The 15,751-nt window shown below is 67.5% G+C and carries 17 protein-coding genes; 12 read left to right on the top strand and 5 right to left on the bottom strand.

All coding sequences use genetic code 11. The features are described 5' to 3' along the window. The first annotated feature begins 68 nt into the window (after positions 1–68). The 4 genes from rng to phnE all read left to right on the top strand — a co-directional run bounded on the left by rng (position 69) and on the right by phnE (position 4,547). Entirely contained in the window at positions 69–1,526 is a 1,458-nt protein-coding gene (gene rng, locus D9X30_RS12330) for a ribonuclease G (protein WP_153947648.1), read from the top strand. A gap of 223 nt (positions 1,527–1,749) precedes the next feature. Beyond that, entirely contained in the window at positions 1,750–2,604 is an 855-nt protein-coding gene (gene phnC / locus D9X30_RS12325) for a phosphonate ABC transporter ATP-binding protein (RefSeq protein ID WP_153947488.1), read from the top strand. Between the two features lie 62 nt (positions 2,605–2,666). Further along, a complete protein-coding gene (gene phnD, locus D9X30_RS12320; RefSeq protein ID WP_153947486.1) occupies positions 2,667–3,656 on the top strand; it encodes a phosphonate ABC transporter substrate-binding protein in 990 nt (329 codons plus the stop codon). Between the two features lie 78 nt (positions 3,657–3,734). Beyond that, a complete protein-coding gene (gene phnE / locus D9X30_RS12315) occupies positions 3,735–4,547 on the top strand; it encodes a phosphonate ABC transporter, permease protein PhnE (protein ID WP_153947485.1) in 813 nt (270 codons plus the stop codon). A 200-nt stretch (positions 4,548–4,747) separates the two neighbouring features. On the opposite strand, the gene phnN is transcribed toward phnE, so the two are convergent. The 4 genes from phnN to phnF form a co-directional block, all read right to left on the bottom strand. Next, positions 4,748–5,314, bottom strand: a complete 567-nt coding sequence (gene phnN / locus D9X30_RS12310; protein ID WP_153947483.1) for a phosphonate metabolism protein/1,5-bisphosphokinase (PRPP-forming) PhnN — start codon at positions 5,312–5,314, stop codon at positions 4,748–4,750. Further along, positions 5,311–6,060, bottom strand: coding sequence for a DUF1045 domain-containing protein (locus D9X30_RS12305; RefSeq protein ID WP_153947482.1), 750 nt, complete (start codon positions 6,058–6,060; stop codon positions 5,311–5,313). Before D9X30_RS12305 ends, phnN begins: the two co-directional genes overlap by 4 nt. Further along, a complete protein-coding gene (locus D9X30_RS12300) occupies positions 6,057–7,259 on the bottom strand; it encodes an alpha-D-ribose 1-methylphosphonate 5-triphosphate diphosphatase (RefSeq protein WP_153947480.1) in 1,203 nt (400 codons plus the stop codon). The genes D9X30_RS12305 and D9X30_RS12300 overlap by 4 nt, the downstream gene beginning before the upstream one ends. 127 nt (positions 7,260–7,386) lie before the next feature. After that, the gene (gene phnF, locus D9X30_RS12295; RefSeq protein WP_153947478.1) at positions 7,387–8,121 is read right to left on the bottom strand and encodes a phosphonate metabolism transcriptional regulator PhnF; all 735 of its coding nucleotides are present in this window, start codon (positions 8,119–8,121) and stop codon (positions 7,387–7,389) included. Positions 8,122–8,304: 183 nt separating this feature from the next. Between phnF and phnG the strand changes: the two genes are divergently transcribed. From phnG to D9X30_RS12255, 8 genes are all read left to right on the top strand, one after another. Next, positions 8,305–8,793 (top strand): phosphonate C-P lyase system protein PhnG, encoded by a 489-nt coding sequence (phnG, locus tag D9X30_RS12290; protein WP_153947476.1) that lies wholly within the window; start codon positions 8,305–8,307, stop codon positions 8,791–8,793. A 1-nt stretch (position 8,794) separates the two neighbouring features. Then, the gene (phnH, locus tag D9X30_RS12285) at positions 8,795–9,430 is read left to right on the top strand and encodes a phosphonate C-P lyase system protein PhnH (protein WP_228770875.1); all 636 of its coding nucleotides are present in this window, start codon (positions 8,795–8,797) and stop codon (positions 9,428–9,430) included. Between the two features lies 1 nt (position 9,431). Beyond that, entirely contained in the window at positions 9,432–10,571 is a 1,140-nt protein-coding gene (locus tag D9X30_RS12280; RefSeq protein WP_153947475.1) for a carbon-phosphorus lyase complex subunit, read from the top strand. Continuing rightward, positions 10,568–11,479: an alpha-D-ribose 1-methylphosphonate 5-phosphate C-P-lyase PhnJ gene (locus D9X30_RS12275; RefSeq protein ID WP_153947473.1), complete on the top strand. Its 912-nt coding sequence runs from the start codon at positions 10,568–10,570 to the stop codon at positions 11,477–11,479. The genes D9X30_RS12280 and D9X30_RS12275 overlap by 4 nt, the downstream gene beginning before the upstream one ends. Continuing rightward, complete coding sequence (phnK, locus tag D9X30_RS12270) at positions 11,476–12,252, top strand: phosphonate C-P lyase system protein PhnK (RefSeq protein ID WP_153947472.1); 777 nt, start codon at positions 11,476–11,478, stop codon at positions 12,250–12,252. Before D9X30_RS12275 ends, phnK begins: the two co-directional genes overlap by 4 nt. 5 nt (positions 12,253–12,257) lie before the next feature. Continuing rightward, the gene (gene phnL, locus D9X30_RS12265; protein ID WP_153947470.1) at positions 12,258–12,983 is read left to right on the top strand and encodes a phosphonate C-P lyase system protein PhnL; all 726 of its coding nucleotides are present in this window, start codon (positions 12,258–12,260) and stop codon (positions 12,981–12,983) included. A gap of 68 nt (positions 12,984–13,051) precedes the next feature. Then, the gene (locus tag D9X30_RS12260) at positions 13,052–14,263 is read left to right on the top strand and encodes an alpha-D-ribose 1-methylphosphonate 5-triphosphate diphosphatase (protein WP_153947469.1); all 1,212 of its coding nucleotides are present in this window, start codon (positions 13,052–13,054) and stop codon (positions 14,261–14,263) included. 218 nt (positions 14,264–14,481) lie between these two features. After that, complete coding sequence (locus tag D9X30_RS12255) at positions 14,482–15,006, top strand: hypothetical protein (protein WP_153947646.1); 525 nt, start codon at positions 14,482–14,484, stop codon at positions 15,004–15,006. Between the two features lie 57 nt (positions 15,007–15,063). Here the strand turns inward: D9X30_RS12255 and D9X30_RS12250 are convergent, their stop codons facing one another. Further along, positions 15,064–15,669 (bottom strand): peroxidase-related enzyme, encoded by a 606-nt coding sequence (locus D9X30_RS12250; RefSeq protein WP_153947468.1) that lies wholly within the window; start codon positions 15,667–15,669, stop codon positions 15,064–15,066. Positions 15,670–15,751 lie beyond the last annotated feature (82 nt).

Raw genomic sequence — 15,751 nt, 5'->3', positions numbered from 1 at the left:
GGTCAGATGCCCGGTCTCCCCGGGCGACAACAACAAGCGCCGGCAGACCGGCGACGGCATCCATGGCTATGACCGAAGACATCCTCGTCAATATCACGCCGCAAGAGACCCGTGTGGCCATCGTGCAGCAGGCGGCCGTGCAGGAACTGCACGTCGAACGCACGCTCACGCGCGGGCTGGTTGGCAACATCTATCTGGGCAAGGTCGTGCGCGTGCTGCCGGGCATGCAGTCGGCATTCATCGATGTAGGCCTGGAGCGCGCGGCGTTCCTGCACGTGGCCGACATCTGGCATCCGCGCGACGGCGAGAAGAACGGCCACCTGGCCATCGAGAAGACGCTGTTCGAAGGCCAGGCGCTGATGGTGCAGGTGATCAAGGACCCGATCGGCACCAAGGGCGCGCGGCTGTCCACGCAGGTCAGCATCGCGGGCCGCACGCTGGTGTACCTGCCGCAGGACCCGCATATCGGCATCTCGCAGCGCATCGAAGGCGAAATCGACCGCGAGGCACTGCGCTCGCGCGTGCAGGGCCTGGTGCCGGGCGACGAGCGCGGCGGCTTCATCGTGCGGACCATTGCCGAGGAAGCCAGCGACGAGGAACTGAGCAACGACATCGCCTACCTGCGCAAGATCTGGGCGTCGATCCGGCTGAACGCCACCACGCAGCCGGCGCCGAGCCTGCTGTATCAGGACCTGAACCTGGCCCAGCGCGTGCTGCGCGATTTCATCAACGACGCCACGGGCGTGATCCAGGTGGATTCGCGCGAGAATTTCGTGAAGCTCGTCGAGTTTGCCCAGGAATACACGCCGGCGGTGCTGTCGCGCCTGTCGCACTACACCGGCGAGCGCCCGATCTTCGACCTGTTCAATATCGACGCCGAGATCGAGAAGGCGCTGTCGCGCCGGGTGGACCTGAAGTCCGGCGGCTACCTGATGATCGACCAGACCGAGGCGATGACGACGATCGACGTCAATACCGGCGGCTACGTCGGCGCGCGCAACTTCGACGACACGATCTTCAAGACCAACCTTGAAGCCGCCCACACCATCGCGCGCCAGCTGCGCCTGCGCAACCTGGGCGGCATCATCATCATCGACTTCATCGACATGGAGAACGTGGAGCATCGCGACGCGGTGCTCTCGGAGCTCAAGCGCGCGCTGTCGCGCGACCGCACGCGCATCACGGTGAACGGCTTCTCGCAGCTGGGCCTGGTGGAGATGACGCGCAAGCGCACGCGCGAATCGCTGGCGCATGTGCTGTGCGAGCAATGCCCGGTCTGCACCGGCAAGGGCCAGGTCAAGACCGCGCGTACGGTCTGCTACGACGTGCTGCGCGAGATCATGCGCGAATCGCGCCAGTTCAACCCGCGCGAATTCCGCATCCTGGCCTCGCAGGAAGTGATCGACCTGTTCCTCGAAGAGGAAAGCCAGCACATGGCCATGCTGGGCGACTTCATCGGCAAGCCGATTTCGCTGCAGGTGGAATCAACGTTCCACCAGGAACAGTACGACATCATCCTGATGTAAGGCACAGCCCCGGCTCCGGCACGGAGCCAGGGGCCGTGCCACGGGCCTGACATCGGTTGCACGGCCCGCTGCGCGCCGCTTCGGCCATCTTCCCGCCTGCCACCCCGCCCTGCGCCCCATCGCGCACTCGCCTCCCCCCGCATCGAAAAACCTCTGCCTCACGTCATCGTTCTGTCATCCGCCCTCGCCAGAATGCGCAGGTCATTCAAGCAAGGGAGTCGACATGACGCATGCAATCGAAGTGCGCGGCCTGAGCAAGTCGTTCCGCGCGGACCGCAAGGCGCTTGACGACGTCACGCTGCACATCGCCCCCGGCGAGATGGTTGCCCTGCTGGGCGCCTCGGGTTCGGGCAAGTCGACGCTGCTGCGCCACGTGGCCGGCTTTGTCGCTGGCGACACCGGCGCGGGCGAGATTCTCGTCAACGGCCGCACGGTGCAGCGCAACGGCCGACTGGCGCGCGATGTCCGCAAGGTGCGCGCAGAGATTGGATTCGTGTTCCAGCAGTTCAACCTGGTGGGCCGCCTGCCGGTGATCACCAACGTGCTGGTCGGCCTGCTGACCCGCGTGCCCAAGTGGCGCAGCCTGATCCGCTATTTCAAGGCGGACGAGGTACAGACCGGCCTCGATGCATTGGCCCAGGTTGGTATAGACGACTATGCGTTTCAGCGCGCCTCGACGCTCTCGGGAGGCCAGCAGCAGCGCGCCGCCATCGCCCGCACGCTGGTGCAGAACGCACGCGTGATCCTGGCCGACGAGCCGATTGCGTCGCTGGACCCCGAATCGTCGCGTCGCGTGATGTCGCTGCTGACCCAGATCAATCGCACCCGCAAGGTAGCCGTGGTGGTGTCGCTGCACCAGGTGGATGTGGCCATGCGCTACTGCCCCCGTGTAGTGGCCCTGCGCCACGGGAAGGTGGTGTACGACGGTCCGTCGGCCGCGCTGACGCCGAAGATGCTGCGCGACCTGTACGGCACCGAGGCCGACGAGCTGCTGCACGACAGCGTGCCCGACGCGCCGGCGCCGGCCGCCGGCGTACCCGTCCCGGCCATGGTCCGGATGGACCTGGCCACCGCCTGATCGCATTTTTACGAATTACCCAGACCGCGTTTCCCCATCAGTCTTTCCAAACGGAGTTTTCGATGCTTCGCAGAACCTTCCTCGCCGTGGTGGCCTCGGGTGTCGTGGCGCTGCCCGCCTTTGCCCAGGATGCCAAGACCCTGAACATCGGTTTCATCTCGACCGAATCGTCGTCGAACCTGAAGAATGCGTGGCAGCCGGTCATCGACGACCTGAGCAAGACGCTGGGCGTGCCGGTCAAGCCGTTCTTTGCCTCGGACTACGCCGGCATCATCGAAGGCATGCGCTTCAACAAGGTGCAGATCGCCTGGTTCGGCAACAAGTCGGCCATGGAAGCCGTGGACCGCGCCAATGGCGAAGTGTTCGCGTCGGTGATCGACAAGGACGGCAACCCGGGCTACTGGTCGCTGCTGATCGTGCGCAAGGACAGCGACCTGAAGTCGGTCGAGGACGTGATCAGGCGCGGCCGCGATCTGTCGTACGGTGCAGGCGACCCGAATTCGACGTCGGGCACGGCCGTGCCGGGTTACTACCTGTGGGCCGCCAACAAGGTAGAGCCGAAGGCGCTGTTCAAGGCCGTGCGCATCAGCAACCACGAAACCAACCTGCTGTCGGTGCTGAACAAGCAGGTGGATGTGGCCGTGAACAACACCGAGAACTTCGAACGCTATCGCATCAATACGGGCAAGAACGCCTATGACGAAGTGCGCGTGCTGTGGAAGTCGCCGCTGATCCCGGCCGATCCGCTGGTCTACCGCAAGGACCTGTCGCCGGAGATGAAGAAGAAGATCCAGACCTTCTTCGTCAACTACGGCAAGGGCGCCAACGCCGCGCGCGAGAAGGAAACGCTGGCCGCGCTGACGTACCAGGGCTTCCGCCCGTCGAGCGATGCCCAACTGGTGCCGATCCGCCAGATCGAGCTGGCCAAGGAAAAGACCAGGATCGAGACCGATACCACGCTGGCCGCCGCCGACAAGGAAAAGAAGCTGGCCGACGTGACGCGTCGCCTGGCCGACCTGGACAAGGCGGCCGCCGCCACCACGCAGCAGTAAGCCGTACCGGAGACCGGCGATGCCCGATGCGGGCGCTGCCGGTCTTCCCCGTTTCACGCCTTCAATTCCGGATTGCCCATGACCGCCACCGCCAAGCCTGGCCTGCCCCCTTCGCCCCAAAGCCACGTTCGGCCGCCGCGCACGTCCCTGTCCGTGATGCTGATCTGGGCAGTGCTGCTGGCCCTGCTCGCCATGTCGTGGCAAGGCGCCGACATGCGCCCGCTGGACCTGTTGCGCGATGCCGGCAACATGGCAAAGTTCGCCGCCGATTTCTTCCCGCCCAACTTCCGCGACTGGCAGAACTATCTCGACGAGATGCTGGTGACGGTACAGATCGCGCTGTGGGGCACCGCACTGGCCGTGCTGATGGCCGTGCCGCTGGGGCTGCTGTGCTCGGCCAACATCGTGCCGGCATGGGTGTACCAGCCCGCCCGCCGCATCATGGATGCCTGCCGCGCCATCAATGAAATGGTGTTCGCGATGCTGTTCATCGTTGCCGTGGGCCTGGGTCCGTTCGCCGGCGTGCTGGCCATCTGGATCCACACCATGGGCGTGCTGGCGAAGCTGTTTGCCGAAGCCGTCGAGGCTATCGACCCGCGTCCCGTGGAAGGCGTGCGCGCCACCGGCGCCGGCCCGATCGAGGAAATCGTCTACGGCGTGATCCCGCAGGTGCTGCCGCTGTGGCTGTCGTTCGCGCTGTATCGCTTCGAATCGAACGTGCGCTCGGCGTCGGTGGTGGGCATCGTCGGCGCCGGTGGCATCGGCACCGTGCTGTGGGAGATCATTCGCAGCTTCCAGTACGCCCAGACCTGCGCGGTGATGATCATCATCATCCTGTTCGTGGTGGCCATCGACATGATGTCGGCCCAGATCCGCAAGGTGCTGGTATGACGTCCGGCGGCGCGCTGCGTGCGCCACGTGTGAGGCGCGATGCCTGACGCGGGGCGCGCCAGGGATTGAGACGCTGGCCCGCTTCCCCGCCCCGCTCCGGCCACGCGGGAGAAGGGAGAAAACCAGCGGATATCCGCCGCGATCTGGTTGCTCCCCTCTTCCGCCAAGCGAGAGAGGGCCCGGGGGAGAGGGTGCGCCGGTCAACCAGCGATCAGGCTGGCAAACGCGTCAGCAGAATCGTTCAGTTCACCGCTGTTGTCGATTTCGACCAGCCGGCAGCCAGCCGGCACATCGAAGGGCTGCGTCGCGCGTGCCAGGCGCCCGGCAATTGCCGCCTCGGTTTCGCGGCCACGATTGCGCAGGCGCACCGCCAGCACCTCGGGTTTCACGCGCACATGCACGGCACAGAGCTTCGGGTAGCGCGCCGCCGCATCGGGCAGGTATTCGCGCGATCCGTTGACGATAACCTTCAGGCCCTGCGCCAGCCACTGCTCGATCTCCACGCCGATGCCGTAATGCAGGCCGTGGCTCTGCCAGTGCATGGCCAGGCAGCCCAGCCCGACGCGGCGCGTGAACTCATCGGCGGTCAGCGCCACCGACGCCTCGTTGGCATCGGCCGCGCGCGTGATATAGCGATGGGCGATGACCACCGGGTCGGCCGGCTTCAGCCGTTCGTGCAGGGCCCGCAGCAGTGAATCCTTGCCGCTGCCGGACGGGCCCATCACGTAGAACAGGCCATTGCCGTCGGTCTCAGGTCGGAGACTCATGCCAGCCAGGCCGCGCCGGCACCGTCCACCGTGGTGCCGTCGAAGCGATAGTGACGCGCGGCGACGAAGTCGGCGCCGGCCTCGGGTTGCACATAAACACTGATGCTGTCCACGCGCAGCGGCTGCTCCAGCAGCCGGCCGCCCGCCGCCGACAGCCTGTCGAAGGCCGCGGCCTCGTCGGCCGCGTCGAGCATGCCGGTCAGCGTGATGTGGAAAGTGAACGTGTCGAACACATACGGATAGCCCCACGCTTCGAGATGCCGCCGTTGCGCCGGACTCAGCCGGTCCGGGTTGCGGCGTGCGATCTCGGCTTCGGTGGGCGGCGCGCGGAAGCGATCGAACGCGGTGACGCAGGCATCGGCCAGCGCATGCATCCGCCGGCCGCCCTCGCCGTCGGCATCGTCCAGACACCAGGCCAGGAAGCCGCGCAGCGCACGCAGCGTCAGCGGGGCGTCGAACGGCTGGCGCGCCGCAGCGAAGGCGCGCATGGCGCCATCGAGCATGGCCGCGTCCGTGCCTTCGGCCAACCGGAATGGCGGTTTCAAGGTCGCATGCAGCGCGTAGTGCGCGGGGGCCTTGACCCACTCGGCGGGCCGCTGTGCGATGCCCGGGGGCAGCGGCAGCGCGGCACCCGTATCGGCATCGCGGCCCAGCCATTGCGCGCCGAAGCTGCGGAATGGCTCGCCAGGTGCCAGGTAGATCGCATAGCGATGGGCGGACCGGGAGGGCCGGGTCGCCGGGCTCATGCGGCCAGGCTGGCCTGGTCGGCCAGGTCGATCAGCGGCAGCGCCACGGCGGCGTGGCGCAGTTCGCCGTTGACGATGGTGCCGCACACGCGCGGCAGGCCCGGCAGGCTGTCGTCGACCAGCACCGCATCGGCACGCATGCCCGGCGCCAGCGCGCCACGGTCGCGCAGGCCAGCGGCGCGTGCCGGGTTACGCGACACCAGATGCCAGGCCTCAGGCAGGCTGCAGACACCCAGTTGCACAAGCTTGAACGCAGCCTGCAGCGGCGCGGGATAGTAATAATCCGAAGCCAGCACGGTACAGAGGCCGGCGGCAATCATTTCGGTGGCATTGGGCGCGCCGGTGTGGCTCTGGCCGCGCAGCACATTGGGGGCGCCGAACACCGTCTCGCCCCCGATCTGGCGCGCCAGCCTGGCCACTTCCACGGTCAGCGGAAATTCGGCGATGGCGCAGCCCTGGCGATGGTAGTGCTGGCGCGTGGCCACATCGGGATCGTCGTGCGACGCCACCGGCAGGCCAGCCTCGCGCGCGGCGCTGATCAGTTGCGAAACGGCGGCCGGCACGTCCTGCGCGTGGCGGCTGGCCGTGCGCAGCCGGTTGCGGAATGCCTCCATGTCGCACTCGGCGCGCTCGGCGTATTGGGCCAGCTTGCGCTCGTCGTTCATGCGGCGCGCCATGGTCGGCAGATGGTCGTTGATGGCCAGCAGGCTCACGCGGCCGTCGGCCATCCATTGCAGGGCGGTCTCCACGCCAGCCAGGTGATAGGCCTCGAAGCGCAGGTGCACCTTGTGCGACGCACCGAGCACCGGCGCCAGTTGCGACAGCGCCTCGAACATGCGCACCGCGTAGGCTTCACCCCGCAGGCCCCCTTCCCAGGACAGCGTCACGCCATGGAATTCGGTCGTGATGCCATGCGCCAGCAACTGGCGGTCCACATCGAGCAGGGCCGGGCCATACGGAAAGCTGACGCCGGGGCGCGGCATCACCGACCGTTCGAACGCATCGCCATGGATATCGACGATGCCGGGCAGCACCAGCAGGTCTCCGGCGTCGATGCAGGGGCCGCTGCCGCCGGCCTGCTGCGCGATGTTGCCTTGCTCGAAGCCCAGCGTGACGGGGGCGATGGTACCGGCACCCAGCACACGGCGGCCAGTGATGCCGTGCAGCGGGAGCGAACAGGTTTGTATTGTCGTTTGCATGATGGGCGTTACGGGTTCGCCAGCAAGTTAGCGCCGGCAAATGACATACATATGTCTAGACCAATGTGGTCGCATGCCGGATCAAGCCATGAGGCCGACTGTGCCGCCAGGGCACACGGCCCGTCTGTCAGTCGTTGTCGGACACCGTAAGCTGCACCCAGTCGCCAGCGAATCGGGTCATGCTGTACTGCACGGGCACGCCGTCGATATCGACGTTGAGCGCCTCCACCTGCAGCACGGGGCGGGTCTTGGGCTGGTTCAGCAGCCGCGCCACCGGGGCGGTGGGCATGGCCGCGGTGATGCGCGACCACTTGCGCGTGTAGTCGGCAATGCCGAACTGCGCCAGCGCACGCGAAATGGACTGCGTCTCGCGCACGGCGTCTTCCAGGCCCGGAAACCGCTTCGGATCGAAATAATGCTCGGCGACGTCGATGGTGCGCGCTTCGGCCTTGCCCACCATCTGGATATGCAGGATATCGGCCGTGCGCGGCAGGCCCAGGTGCCGGGCAATCTCCGGCGCGCGCAGCGGCTGGCTGTCGACGATCTCCAGATGCCCGCGCATGCCCTGCGCCGCCAGGTTCTGCGAAAAGCGCGTGCGGCGGCCGATCGCGTAGTCGATCGCATGCTCCTGCACGAAGGTACCGCGGCCCTGCTCGATGCGCACCAGACCGCTCAGTTCCAGTTCGCCCATCGCACGGCGGATGGTGTGCCGGTTCACGGCAAAGCGCGTGGCCAGTTCCGGCTCCGGCGGCAGCTGCTCGCCGGGACCATAGAGTTTGTTGCGGATGTCCTCCGCCAGCGCCTCGCCAATCTGGCGCCACACCGCCACGCCGGAGCCCCGTTCCACTTCCCGATCAGACATCTTTGCTCTGCCCTGTGTCATCAAGCCTTCATGGTTGCCGTGCGATTGTGCCCGAGTCCCGGCGCGCCGGTGAGGTGTCCGAGCAAAGTCCCCCACCCGTCACGAAACGTTCATCTGGCTGTGGTCTAGTATCGCCGTGTTGTGGTATTTTACATCTAAACGTATAGACGTATAGGGGTGATCATGCAAAGTGAAACCGCCAACCAGGCCAATGCGGCACGCGCCGCCTGGCTGCGGGTGCTGGCGCTGGCACCGTCGGACGCGCTCGATGCGGCGTACACCCGGCTGCAGGAACAGGCCACCTTGCCGGGGTATCGCCTGCTGCGCAAGCCCGAATCGGGCATGGCCATGGTGCGCGCCCGGGCAGGCGGCACCGGCGCCCAGTTCAACCTGGGTGAAATGTCGGTCACACGGTGCGCCGTGGTGCTGGACGAATCTGCAGAGGTGGCGGCCACGGCCGGCGTCGCGTATGTGCAGGGTCGCGGCCAGCGCCACGCCGAACAGGCAGCCGTGCTCGATGCCCTGCTGCAACGGCCGTCCTGGCACCAGCGCGTGCAGGACGTGGTCGTCGCCCCGCTGGCGCAGGCCCTGACCGAACGCGCCGCGCGGCAGGCCGCCACCGCCGCGCAAACCCGCGTGGAATTCTTCACGATGGCCCGCGGAGAAGATTGAGATGCCGTCCCCCCAGAATACGATGCAGGCCTTCGCTCCCAGCTCCACCCCGGCCACCTCGCTGCTGCCCGGCTTCGACAATCCGGTCGATGATGCGCAGGCCATGTTCCGCGCCACGCTCGAAGCGTTCGCGCATCCGGGCCGCCTGGAAGTGCTGCCCGTCGGCAGCGGCCAGCCCGAAGGCCTGTCCCCGGCGCTGACCGCGCTGCTGCTGACGCTGGCCGATCCGGATACCCCCGTGTGGCTGCCCGCCGACGTACCGGCCGCCGCGCGCGCTTTCCTGCGTTTTCACTGCGGGTGCCCGCTGGTCGATGCCCTCGCCGACGCCACCTTCGTGTGCGTGCCCGCCGGGCATGCCATGCCCGCGCTGGCCGACTGCGCGCAAGGCCTGCCCGCCTATCCGGACCGCTCAGCCACACTGATCGTCGAGGTCGATTCGCTGCGCGACGGCGACACGCTTTCGCTGACCGGCCCCGGCATCGAGACCACGCAGGCGCTGCACGTGCGCGGCCTGCCCGCCGGTTTCCGGCCGGCCTGGCGCGCCAACAACGCCCGCTTTCCGCTGGGCGTGGACCTGTTGCTGGCCAGCGGGCAGCAATTCTGCGCCCTGACGCGCACGACACGCGTGGAGGACTGACATGTACGTAGCCGTCAAGGGTGGCGAGCGCGCCATCCTCAATTCGTACCAGATGCTGGACACCTACCGCCGTGGCGACACGTCGGTGCCCGAAGTCACGCTGGCGCAGATCCGCGAGCAGATGCCGCTGGCCGTGGCCCGCGTGATGGCCGAGGGCTCGCTCTACGACCCGCACCTGGCCGCGCTGGCCATCAAGCAGGCCGCCGGCGACCAGATCGAGGCCATCTTCCTGCTGCGCGCCTATCGCACCACGCTGGCCCGCTTCGGCTACACCCAGGCGATCGATACCGGCACGATGACGCTGCAGCGCCGCATCTCGTCAACGTTCAAGGACGTGCCGGGCGGCCAGGTGCTGGGACCGACGTACGACTACACGCAGCGCCTGCTCGACTTCACGCTCGAAGCGGGCCGCGACCCGGCCCCGCTGGCGCCGTCGCCCGAACCGCTGGCGTCGAACATGCCGCGCGTGACCGGACTGCTCGAAGCCGAATCGCTGGTCGAAGCCGACACGATTCCCGCCGGCGACCCCGCGCCGCCAGACCTTACGCGCGAGCCGCTGACCTTCCCGGCCGAGCGCCCCGCGCGCCTGCAGAACCTGGCTCGCGCCGACGAAGGCTTCCTGCTGGCCATGGGCTACTCGACGCAGCGCGGCTACGGCAATTCACACCCGTTCGCCGCCGAGATCCGCTACGGCAGCACCGAAGTGGAAATGTTCATCGAGGAACTGGGCTTCGCCGTGACCATCGGCGAAGTGGAACTGACCGAATGCCAGATGGTGAGCCAGTTCGCCGGCAACGCCGACGAAGCACCGCGCCTGACGCGCGGCTACGGGCTTACGTTCGGCTACAACGAGCGCAAGGCGATGTCGATGGCGCTGGTGGACCGCGCCATGCGCGCCGAAGAGCTTGGCGAAGCCGCCGACAACCCCGCCAACGACATCGAATTCATGCTGTACCACAGCGACAACGTGGAAGCGTCCGGCTTCGTGCAGCACCTGAAACTGCCCCACTACGTGGACTTCCAGGCCAACCTGGAACTGCTGCGCCGGCTGCGCGCCGAGCAGCCAGGCCCGGCCGCACCACCCACCGCATCCACCGGCGCGCCGCAGCCGTCGCCATCGCAAGAGGAGTCGCTGGCATGACCACCGCCAACGCCAACCCCGGCGCCGCCACCGCAACCATTGCGCGCGACGACCACTACAACTTCGGCTACCTGGACGAATCCACCAAGCGCATGCTGCGCCGCGCGCTGCTGAAGGCGGTGGCCATTCCTGGCTACCAGGTGCCGTTCGGCAGCCGCGAAATGCCGCTGCCGTATGGCTGGGGCACGGGCGGCATCCAGGTGACCGCCGCCATCATCGGCCGCCACGACGTGCTCAAGGTGATCGACCAGGGGTCCGACGACACCACGAACGCCATCAACATCCGCCGCTTCTTCGGCCGCGTGACCGGCGTGCGGACCACCGAGCGCACCGCCGAGGCCACCATCATCCAGACGCGTCATCGCATTCCGGAGACGAAGCTGCGCGCAGGCCAGACCATGGTGTACCAGGTGCCCATCCCCGAGCCGCTGCGCTGGCTGGAGCCGAGCGAGACCGAAACGCGCACGATGCACGCGCTGGCCGAATACGGATCGATGCACGTGAAGCTCTACGAGGACATCGCCCACCACGGCCACATCGCCACCACGTACGACTACCCGGTGATCGTCAACCAGCGCTACATGATGCGCCCGTCGCCGATCCCCAAGTTCGACAATCCCAAGCTCGACCGCAGCCCCGCGCTGATGCTGTTCGGCGCCGGCCGCGAGAAGCGCGTCTACGCCGTGCCGCCGTACACGTCCGTCAAGAGCCTGGACTTTGTCGACCACCCGTTCACCGTCGAGAAATGGTCGAGCTGCTGCGCGCAATGCGGCGCCACCGACAGCTATCTGGACGAGATCATCACCGACGATGCCGGCACGCGCATGTTCGTGTGCTCGGACACCGAGTACTGCGCCGACCGCCAGGCGGCCCTGGCCGTCAAGACCGCCGCCGGAGGCCAACCATGAACGCCACGCCACTGCTTTGCGTCCGGCAGCTCACGCACACCTGGGACGGCGTGCACGGCTGCCACGACGTCACCTTCGACCTGTACCCCGGCGAAGTGCTGTGCGTGGTCGGCGAATCGGGCTCGGGCAAGAGCACGCTGTTGCAGGCGCTGTCGATGCAGGTGCGCGCGCAGCGCGGCAGCGTCAGCTACGACATGCGCGAAACGGGCCTGACCGACCTGGCCTCGCTGTCCAGCGCGCGCATGCGCCTGCTGGCGCGCACCGACTGGGGCTTCGTGCGCCAGCACGCCCGCGACGGCCTGCGCATGCAGGTCAGCGCCGGCGCCAACATCGCCGAACGCCTGATGGCCGTGGGCAACCGCCACTACGGCGACCTGCGCGAGATCGCCGGCGCCTGGCTCGAAAAGATGGAAATCGACCTCGGCCGCCTGGACGATGTGCCCAGCACGTTCTCGGGCGGCATGCAGCAGCGCCTGCAGATCGCACGCAACCTGGTCACGCACCCGCGCCTGGTGTTCATGGACGAGCCCACCGCATCGCTGGATGTCTCGGTGCAGGCCCGCCTGCTGGACCTGATGCGCCGGCTGGTGACGGACCTGGGCCTGGCCGCCGTCCTCGTCACGCACGATCTGGCCGTGGCGCGCCTGCTGGCCCACCGCACGCTGGTGATGCAGGGCGGCCGCGTGGTCGAACAAGGCCTGACCGACCAGATCCTCGACGACCCGCAGCATCCGTACACCCAGCTGCTGGTTTCCTCCATCCTGCAGGGCTGATCACGATGCAAGCAGATACCCGGAAGCTGATCGAGGTCCGTGGCCTCGGCAAGATGTTCACGTTGCACAACCAGGGCGGCATCCGCCTGCCCGTGCTGCAGGCGATCGACTTCGACGCGTCGCGCGGCGAATGCCTGGTGCTGTCGGGCCGCTCGGGCACCGGCAAGAGCACGCTGCTGCGCTGCCTGTACGGCAACTACCTGGCTACCGAAGGCACCATCCGGCTGCGCGATACCAGCGAAGCGGGCGAGCCGTGGGTGGAGCTGACCCATGCGCCCGAGCAGCGCGTGCTGAAGCTGCGCCGCGACGTGATCGGCTATGTGTCGCAGTTCCTGCGCGCCATCCCGCGTGTCTCGGCGCTCGATGTGGTGGCCGATCCGATGCAGCAGCGTGGCGTCAGCCACGAGGAAGCCCGCGCCCGCGCCGCCGTGCTGCTCGAACGCCTGAACCTGCCGCGCCGGCTGTGGGACCTGCCCCCGGCCACCTTCTCGGGTGGCGAGCAGCAGCGCGTGAACATTGCGCGCGGCCTGATCGGCGGCCATCCGATCCTGCTGCTCGACGAGCCGACCGCTTCGCTCGATGCCGACAACCGCGCGGTGGTGATCGCGCTGATCCGCGAGGCGCTGGCCGAGGGCCGCGCGCTGATCGGCATCTTCCACGACGAAGCCGTGCGCGATGCCGTGGCCACACGTGCGCTGCCGCTGCAGCCGGTGGCGGCCGCCAACGCCTGACGCCCCACGCCTGCCAACATCGACACCGCCCCCGACAAACCTGCCCTGAGCCCGACACGGAACCGGACATGTCCACCACCTACCTGACGCACGCCACGCTCGTTCTGCCCGACGGCGTGCTGCACGACAGCGCCCTGCTGATTGCCGACGGCCAGATCGCCGCCATCGAACCCGAGTCGGCTCCCGCCCATGCCGCGGTGATCGACCTGCGCGGCCATACCGTGATGCCGGGCCTGATCGACGTGCATTGCGATGCCATCGAAAAGGAAGCCGAGCCGCGCGCCAACGTGCTGTTCCCGCTCGACTTTGCCGTGGCGCAGGTCGATCGCCGCAATGCCGCCGCCGGCATCACCACGCCTTACCACGCCCTCTCGTTCGCCAGCAACCAGTTCGGCGTGCGCAACAACGACACCGCCGCCACGCTGGTGCGCACGGTGGCCGAGTACCGCAAGCACAGCCTGGTCGACAACCGCATCCACTGCCGCTACGAAGTGACCGATGCGGCCGCCGTGCCGGTGCTGGAAATGCTGATGGCCGAAGGCGTGGTGGACCTGCTGTCGGTGATGGATCACTCGCCCGGCCAGGGCCAGTTCAAGACGCTCGACGCCTACCTGTCGTACATGATGGGCAACCATGGCATGAGCCGCGACGAGGCGGCCAACGCCGCCGCGAAGAAGGCGGCCGAACTCGACGGCGCCACCGAGCGCGTCAACCGGCTGGTGTCGAAGGCCCATGCGCTGGGCGTGCCCACGGCGAGCCATGACGACGATTCGCCACAGCGCATTGCCGCCATGCATGCGCTGGGTGTGCGCATGAGCGAATTCCCGATCAACCTGGAAACGGCGCAGGCCGCCGCCGCCCACGCACTCCCGACCATCCTGGGCGCGCCCAACGTGCTGCGCGGCAAGAGCCAGAGCGGATCGATGCGGGCCATCGACGCGATCCACGCCCGGGTCGGCAATATCCTCTGCTCGGACTACCAGCCATCGACGCTGATCGCCGCCGCCTTCGCCGCCGCGCGCCTGGCCGAGCTGCCGCTCAACGACGCGCTGGCGCTGGTCAGTGCCAACCCGGCCGACGCGTGCATGCTCGACGACCGTGGCCGGCTGCTGCCCGGCAAGCGCGCCGACGTGATCGCCGTGGCCAGCGTGGCCGGCCAGCCGCTGGTCACGCACACGTGGTCAGCCGGCCGTCTGGTGTTTACGGCAGGCTATCCGGCCGTCCACCATGCGGCCTCGCGTACCGCCGCGCGCGCGGCCGAAGCGCCGGCCGTGGCCTGACCCCGCGCACCGGCGCGCGATCAAACGCACGTTCGGCAATGTCGCCCGCCCAGCCATGAAAAAGGCCGCGCATCGGCGCGCGGCCACATTCATTGACTATAGGCGCTACGCGGGGCGCTGGCACGGTAGGACTAGTCCTCATCACTGGTGGCTGGCCTTTGCACCGCTATCCCCTACTCTGGAGATGCAGGTGGCGGGAGCTTGAAGGGGTCGACATGATGTCAATGCGGATCACGGTGCCAGCGATGCTGGCCATTTTTTTATGTGCGGGATGCGCGGATCTGCTGCCGCAGAAGGTTGATCGATCGCCGCCGCTGGCGGGCGCGCAGGTCAATGCCGACACCACTTACCCACCCGCCCCGCTGGCGCGCCCCACGCCGATCCCGCCGCACGAGATCAATATGACAGGCACCTGCAGGCGGACCGAGGAGGACGGCTTCCGTGAGGATGCCGTGGTACGCGTATCGCACAATGCCGTGGAGACGCTGACCTGGAAACTGTGGGTGTCGCGCAAGGGGTCGTGCCACTTCGACCTCGACGAATTCAAGCAGGTGCAGCAGACGCCGCACATCGAACTGCATGCCATCGACGGTAGCGGCTGCAAGCTGATGGTGTGGCAGGACCCGCGCCGCATCACGCTGGCCCACGCACGGTGCGAGAAGCACTGCACGCCGGGCATCTACGAGCAGGCCTGGCCGGTGCTGTTCGATCCACGTAACGGCAACTGCGCACAGATCCGCTGAAGAGCGCAGGCCGGGCCGCCGCCGCGCCCGGCCTGCCTGGGTGCCTGCCAGATCGGGCTACTTCGCCTTGGGCACGCGGCCCATCAGGAAGAACTCGTCGTTCGGACGCATGCCGATGGTGTTCGCCATGCGGTTCGACAGGCCAAAGAACGCCGTGATGGCGGCGATGTCCCACGCGTCCTCGTCGTCGAAACCATGGACGCGCAGTGCGTCGAAATCGGCCTCGCCGATCGTATGCGACGCCTCGCACACCTTCATCGCGAAATCGAGCATGGCGCGCTGCCGCGGCGCGATATCGGCCTTGCGGTAGTTGACGGCCACCTGATCGGCCACCAGCGGCTTCTTTTCGTAGATGCGCAGGATGGCGCCGTGCGCCACTACGCAGTACAGGCACTGGTTGGCGCCCGAAGTGGCCACGACGATCATCTCGCGGTCGCCCTTGGTCAGGTTGCCACGCTCCTTGAGCATCAGCGCGTCATGGTACGCAAAGAAGGCCCGGCATTCGTCGGGCCGGTGCGCCAGCGCCAGAAACACATTGGGAACGAACCCGGCCTTTTCCTGCACTTCCAGCACGCGCTGGCGAAGGTCGTCGGGCAGGCCGGCTATCTCCGGGACGGGATAGCGGCTGATCGGGGGTCGGGTGGACGGTGATGCCTGGGTCATGTCTGTCTCCTCCGGGTAGGTTTCCCGTGTGTGTACATGCCCGGCCATGGCAGGGCACCATGGCCGTCAAAACCGTGTGTCG

It is taken from the genome of Cupriavidus sp. U2, assembly GCF_009663685.2.
Taxonomy (GTDB): Bacteria; Pseudomonadota; Gammaproteobacteria; order Burkholderiales; family Burkholderiaceae; genus Cupriavidus; species Cupriavidus necator_C.
Note: the sequence above shows the minus strand (reverse complement) of the source record. Positions and strands in the feature narration are given on the sequence as shown.

What these genes read in the sequence shown, in the direction of transcription:
- rng (WP_153947648.1), top strand. Translation starts at nt 69, where the DNA reads ATGACCGAAGACATCCTCGTCAATATCACGCCGCAAGAGACCCGTGTG.
- phnC (WP_153947488.1), top strand. Translation starts at nt 1,750, where the DNA reads ATGACGCATGCAATCGAAGTGCGCGGCCTGAGCAAGTCGTTCCGCGCG.
- phnD (WP_153947486.1), top strand. Translation starts at nt 2,667, where the DNA reads ATGCTTCGCAGAACCTTCCTCGCCGTGGTGGCCTCGGGTGTCGTGGCG.
- phnE (WP_153947485.1), top strand. Translation starts at nt 3,735, where the DNA reads ATGACCGCCACCGCCAAGCCTGGCCTGCCCCCTTCGCCCCAAAGCCAC.
- phnN (WP_153947483.1), bottom strand. Translation starts at nt 5,314, where the DNA reads ATGAGTCTCCGACCTGAGACCGACGGCAATGGCCTGTTCTACGTGATG.
- D9X30_RS12305 (WP_153947482.1), bottom strand. Translation starts at nt 6,060, where the DNA reads ATGAGCCCGGCGACCCGGCCCTCCCGGTCCGCCCATCGCTATGCGATC.
- D9X30_RS12300 (WP_153947480.1), bottom strand. Translation starts at nt 7,259, where the DNA reads ATGCAAACGACAATACAAACCTGTTCGCTCCCGCTGCACGGCATCACT.
- phnF (WP_153947478.1), bottom strand. Translation starts at nt 8,121, where the DNA reads ATGTCTGATCGGGAAGTGGAACGGGGCTCCGGCGTGGCGGTGTGGCGC.
- phnG (WP_153947476.1), top strand. Translation starts at nt 8,305, where the DNA reads ATGCAAAGTGAAACCGCCAACCAGGCCAATGCGGCACGCGCCGCCTGG.
- phnH (WP_228770875.1), top strand. Translation starts at nt 8,795, where the DNA reads ATGCCGTCCCCCCAGAATACGATGCAGGCCTTCGCTCCCAGCTCCACC.
- D9X30_RS12280 (WP_153947475.1), top strand. Translation starts at nt 9,432, where the DNA reads ATGTACGTAGCCGTCAAGGGTGGCGAGCGCGCCATCCTCAATTCGTAC.
- D9X30_RS12275 (WP_153947473.1), top strand. Translation starts at nt 10,568, where the DNA reads ATGACCACCGCCAACGCCAACCCCGGCGCCGCCACCGCAACCATTGCG.
- phnK (WP_153947472.1), top strand. Translation starts at nt 11,476, where the DNA reads ATGAACGCCACGCCACTGCTTTGCGTCCGGCAGCTCACGCACACCTGG.
- phnL (WP_153947470.1), top strand. Translation starts at nt 12,258, where the DNA reads ATGCAAGCAGATACCCGGAAGCTGATCGAGGTCCGTGGCCTCGGCAAG.
- D9X30_RS12260 (WP_153947469.1), top strand. Translation starts at nt 13,052, where the DNA reads ATGTCCACCACCTACCTGACGCACGCCACGCTCGTTCTGCCCGACGGC.
- D9X30_RS12255 (WP_153947646.1), top strand. Translation starts at nt 14,482, where the DNA reads ATGTCAATGCGGATCACGGTGCCAGCGATGCTGGCCATTTTTTTATGT.
- D9X30_RS12250 (WP_153947468.1), bottom strand. Translation starts at nt 15,669, where the DNA reads ATGACCCAGGCATCACCGTCCACCCGACCCCCGATCAGCCGCTATCCC.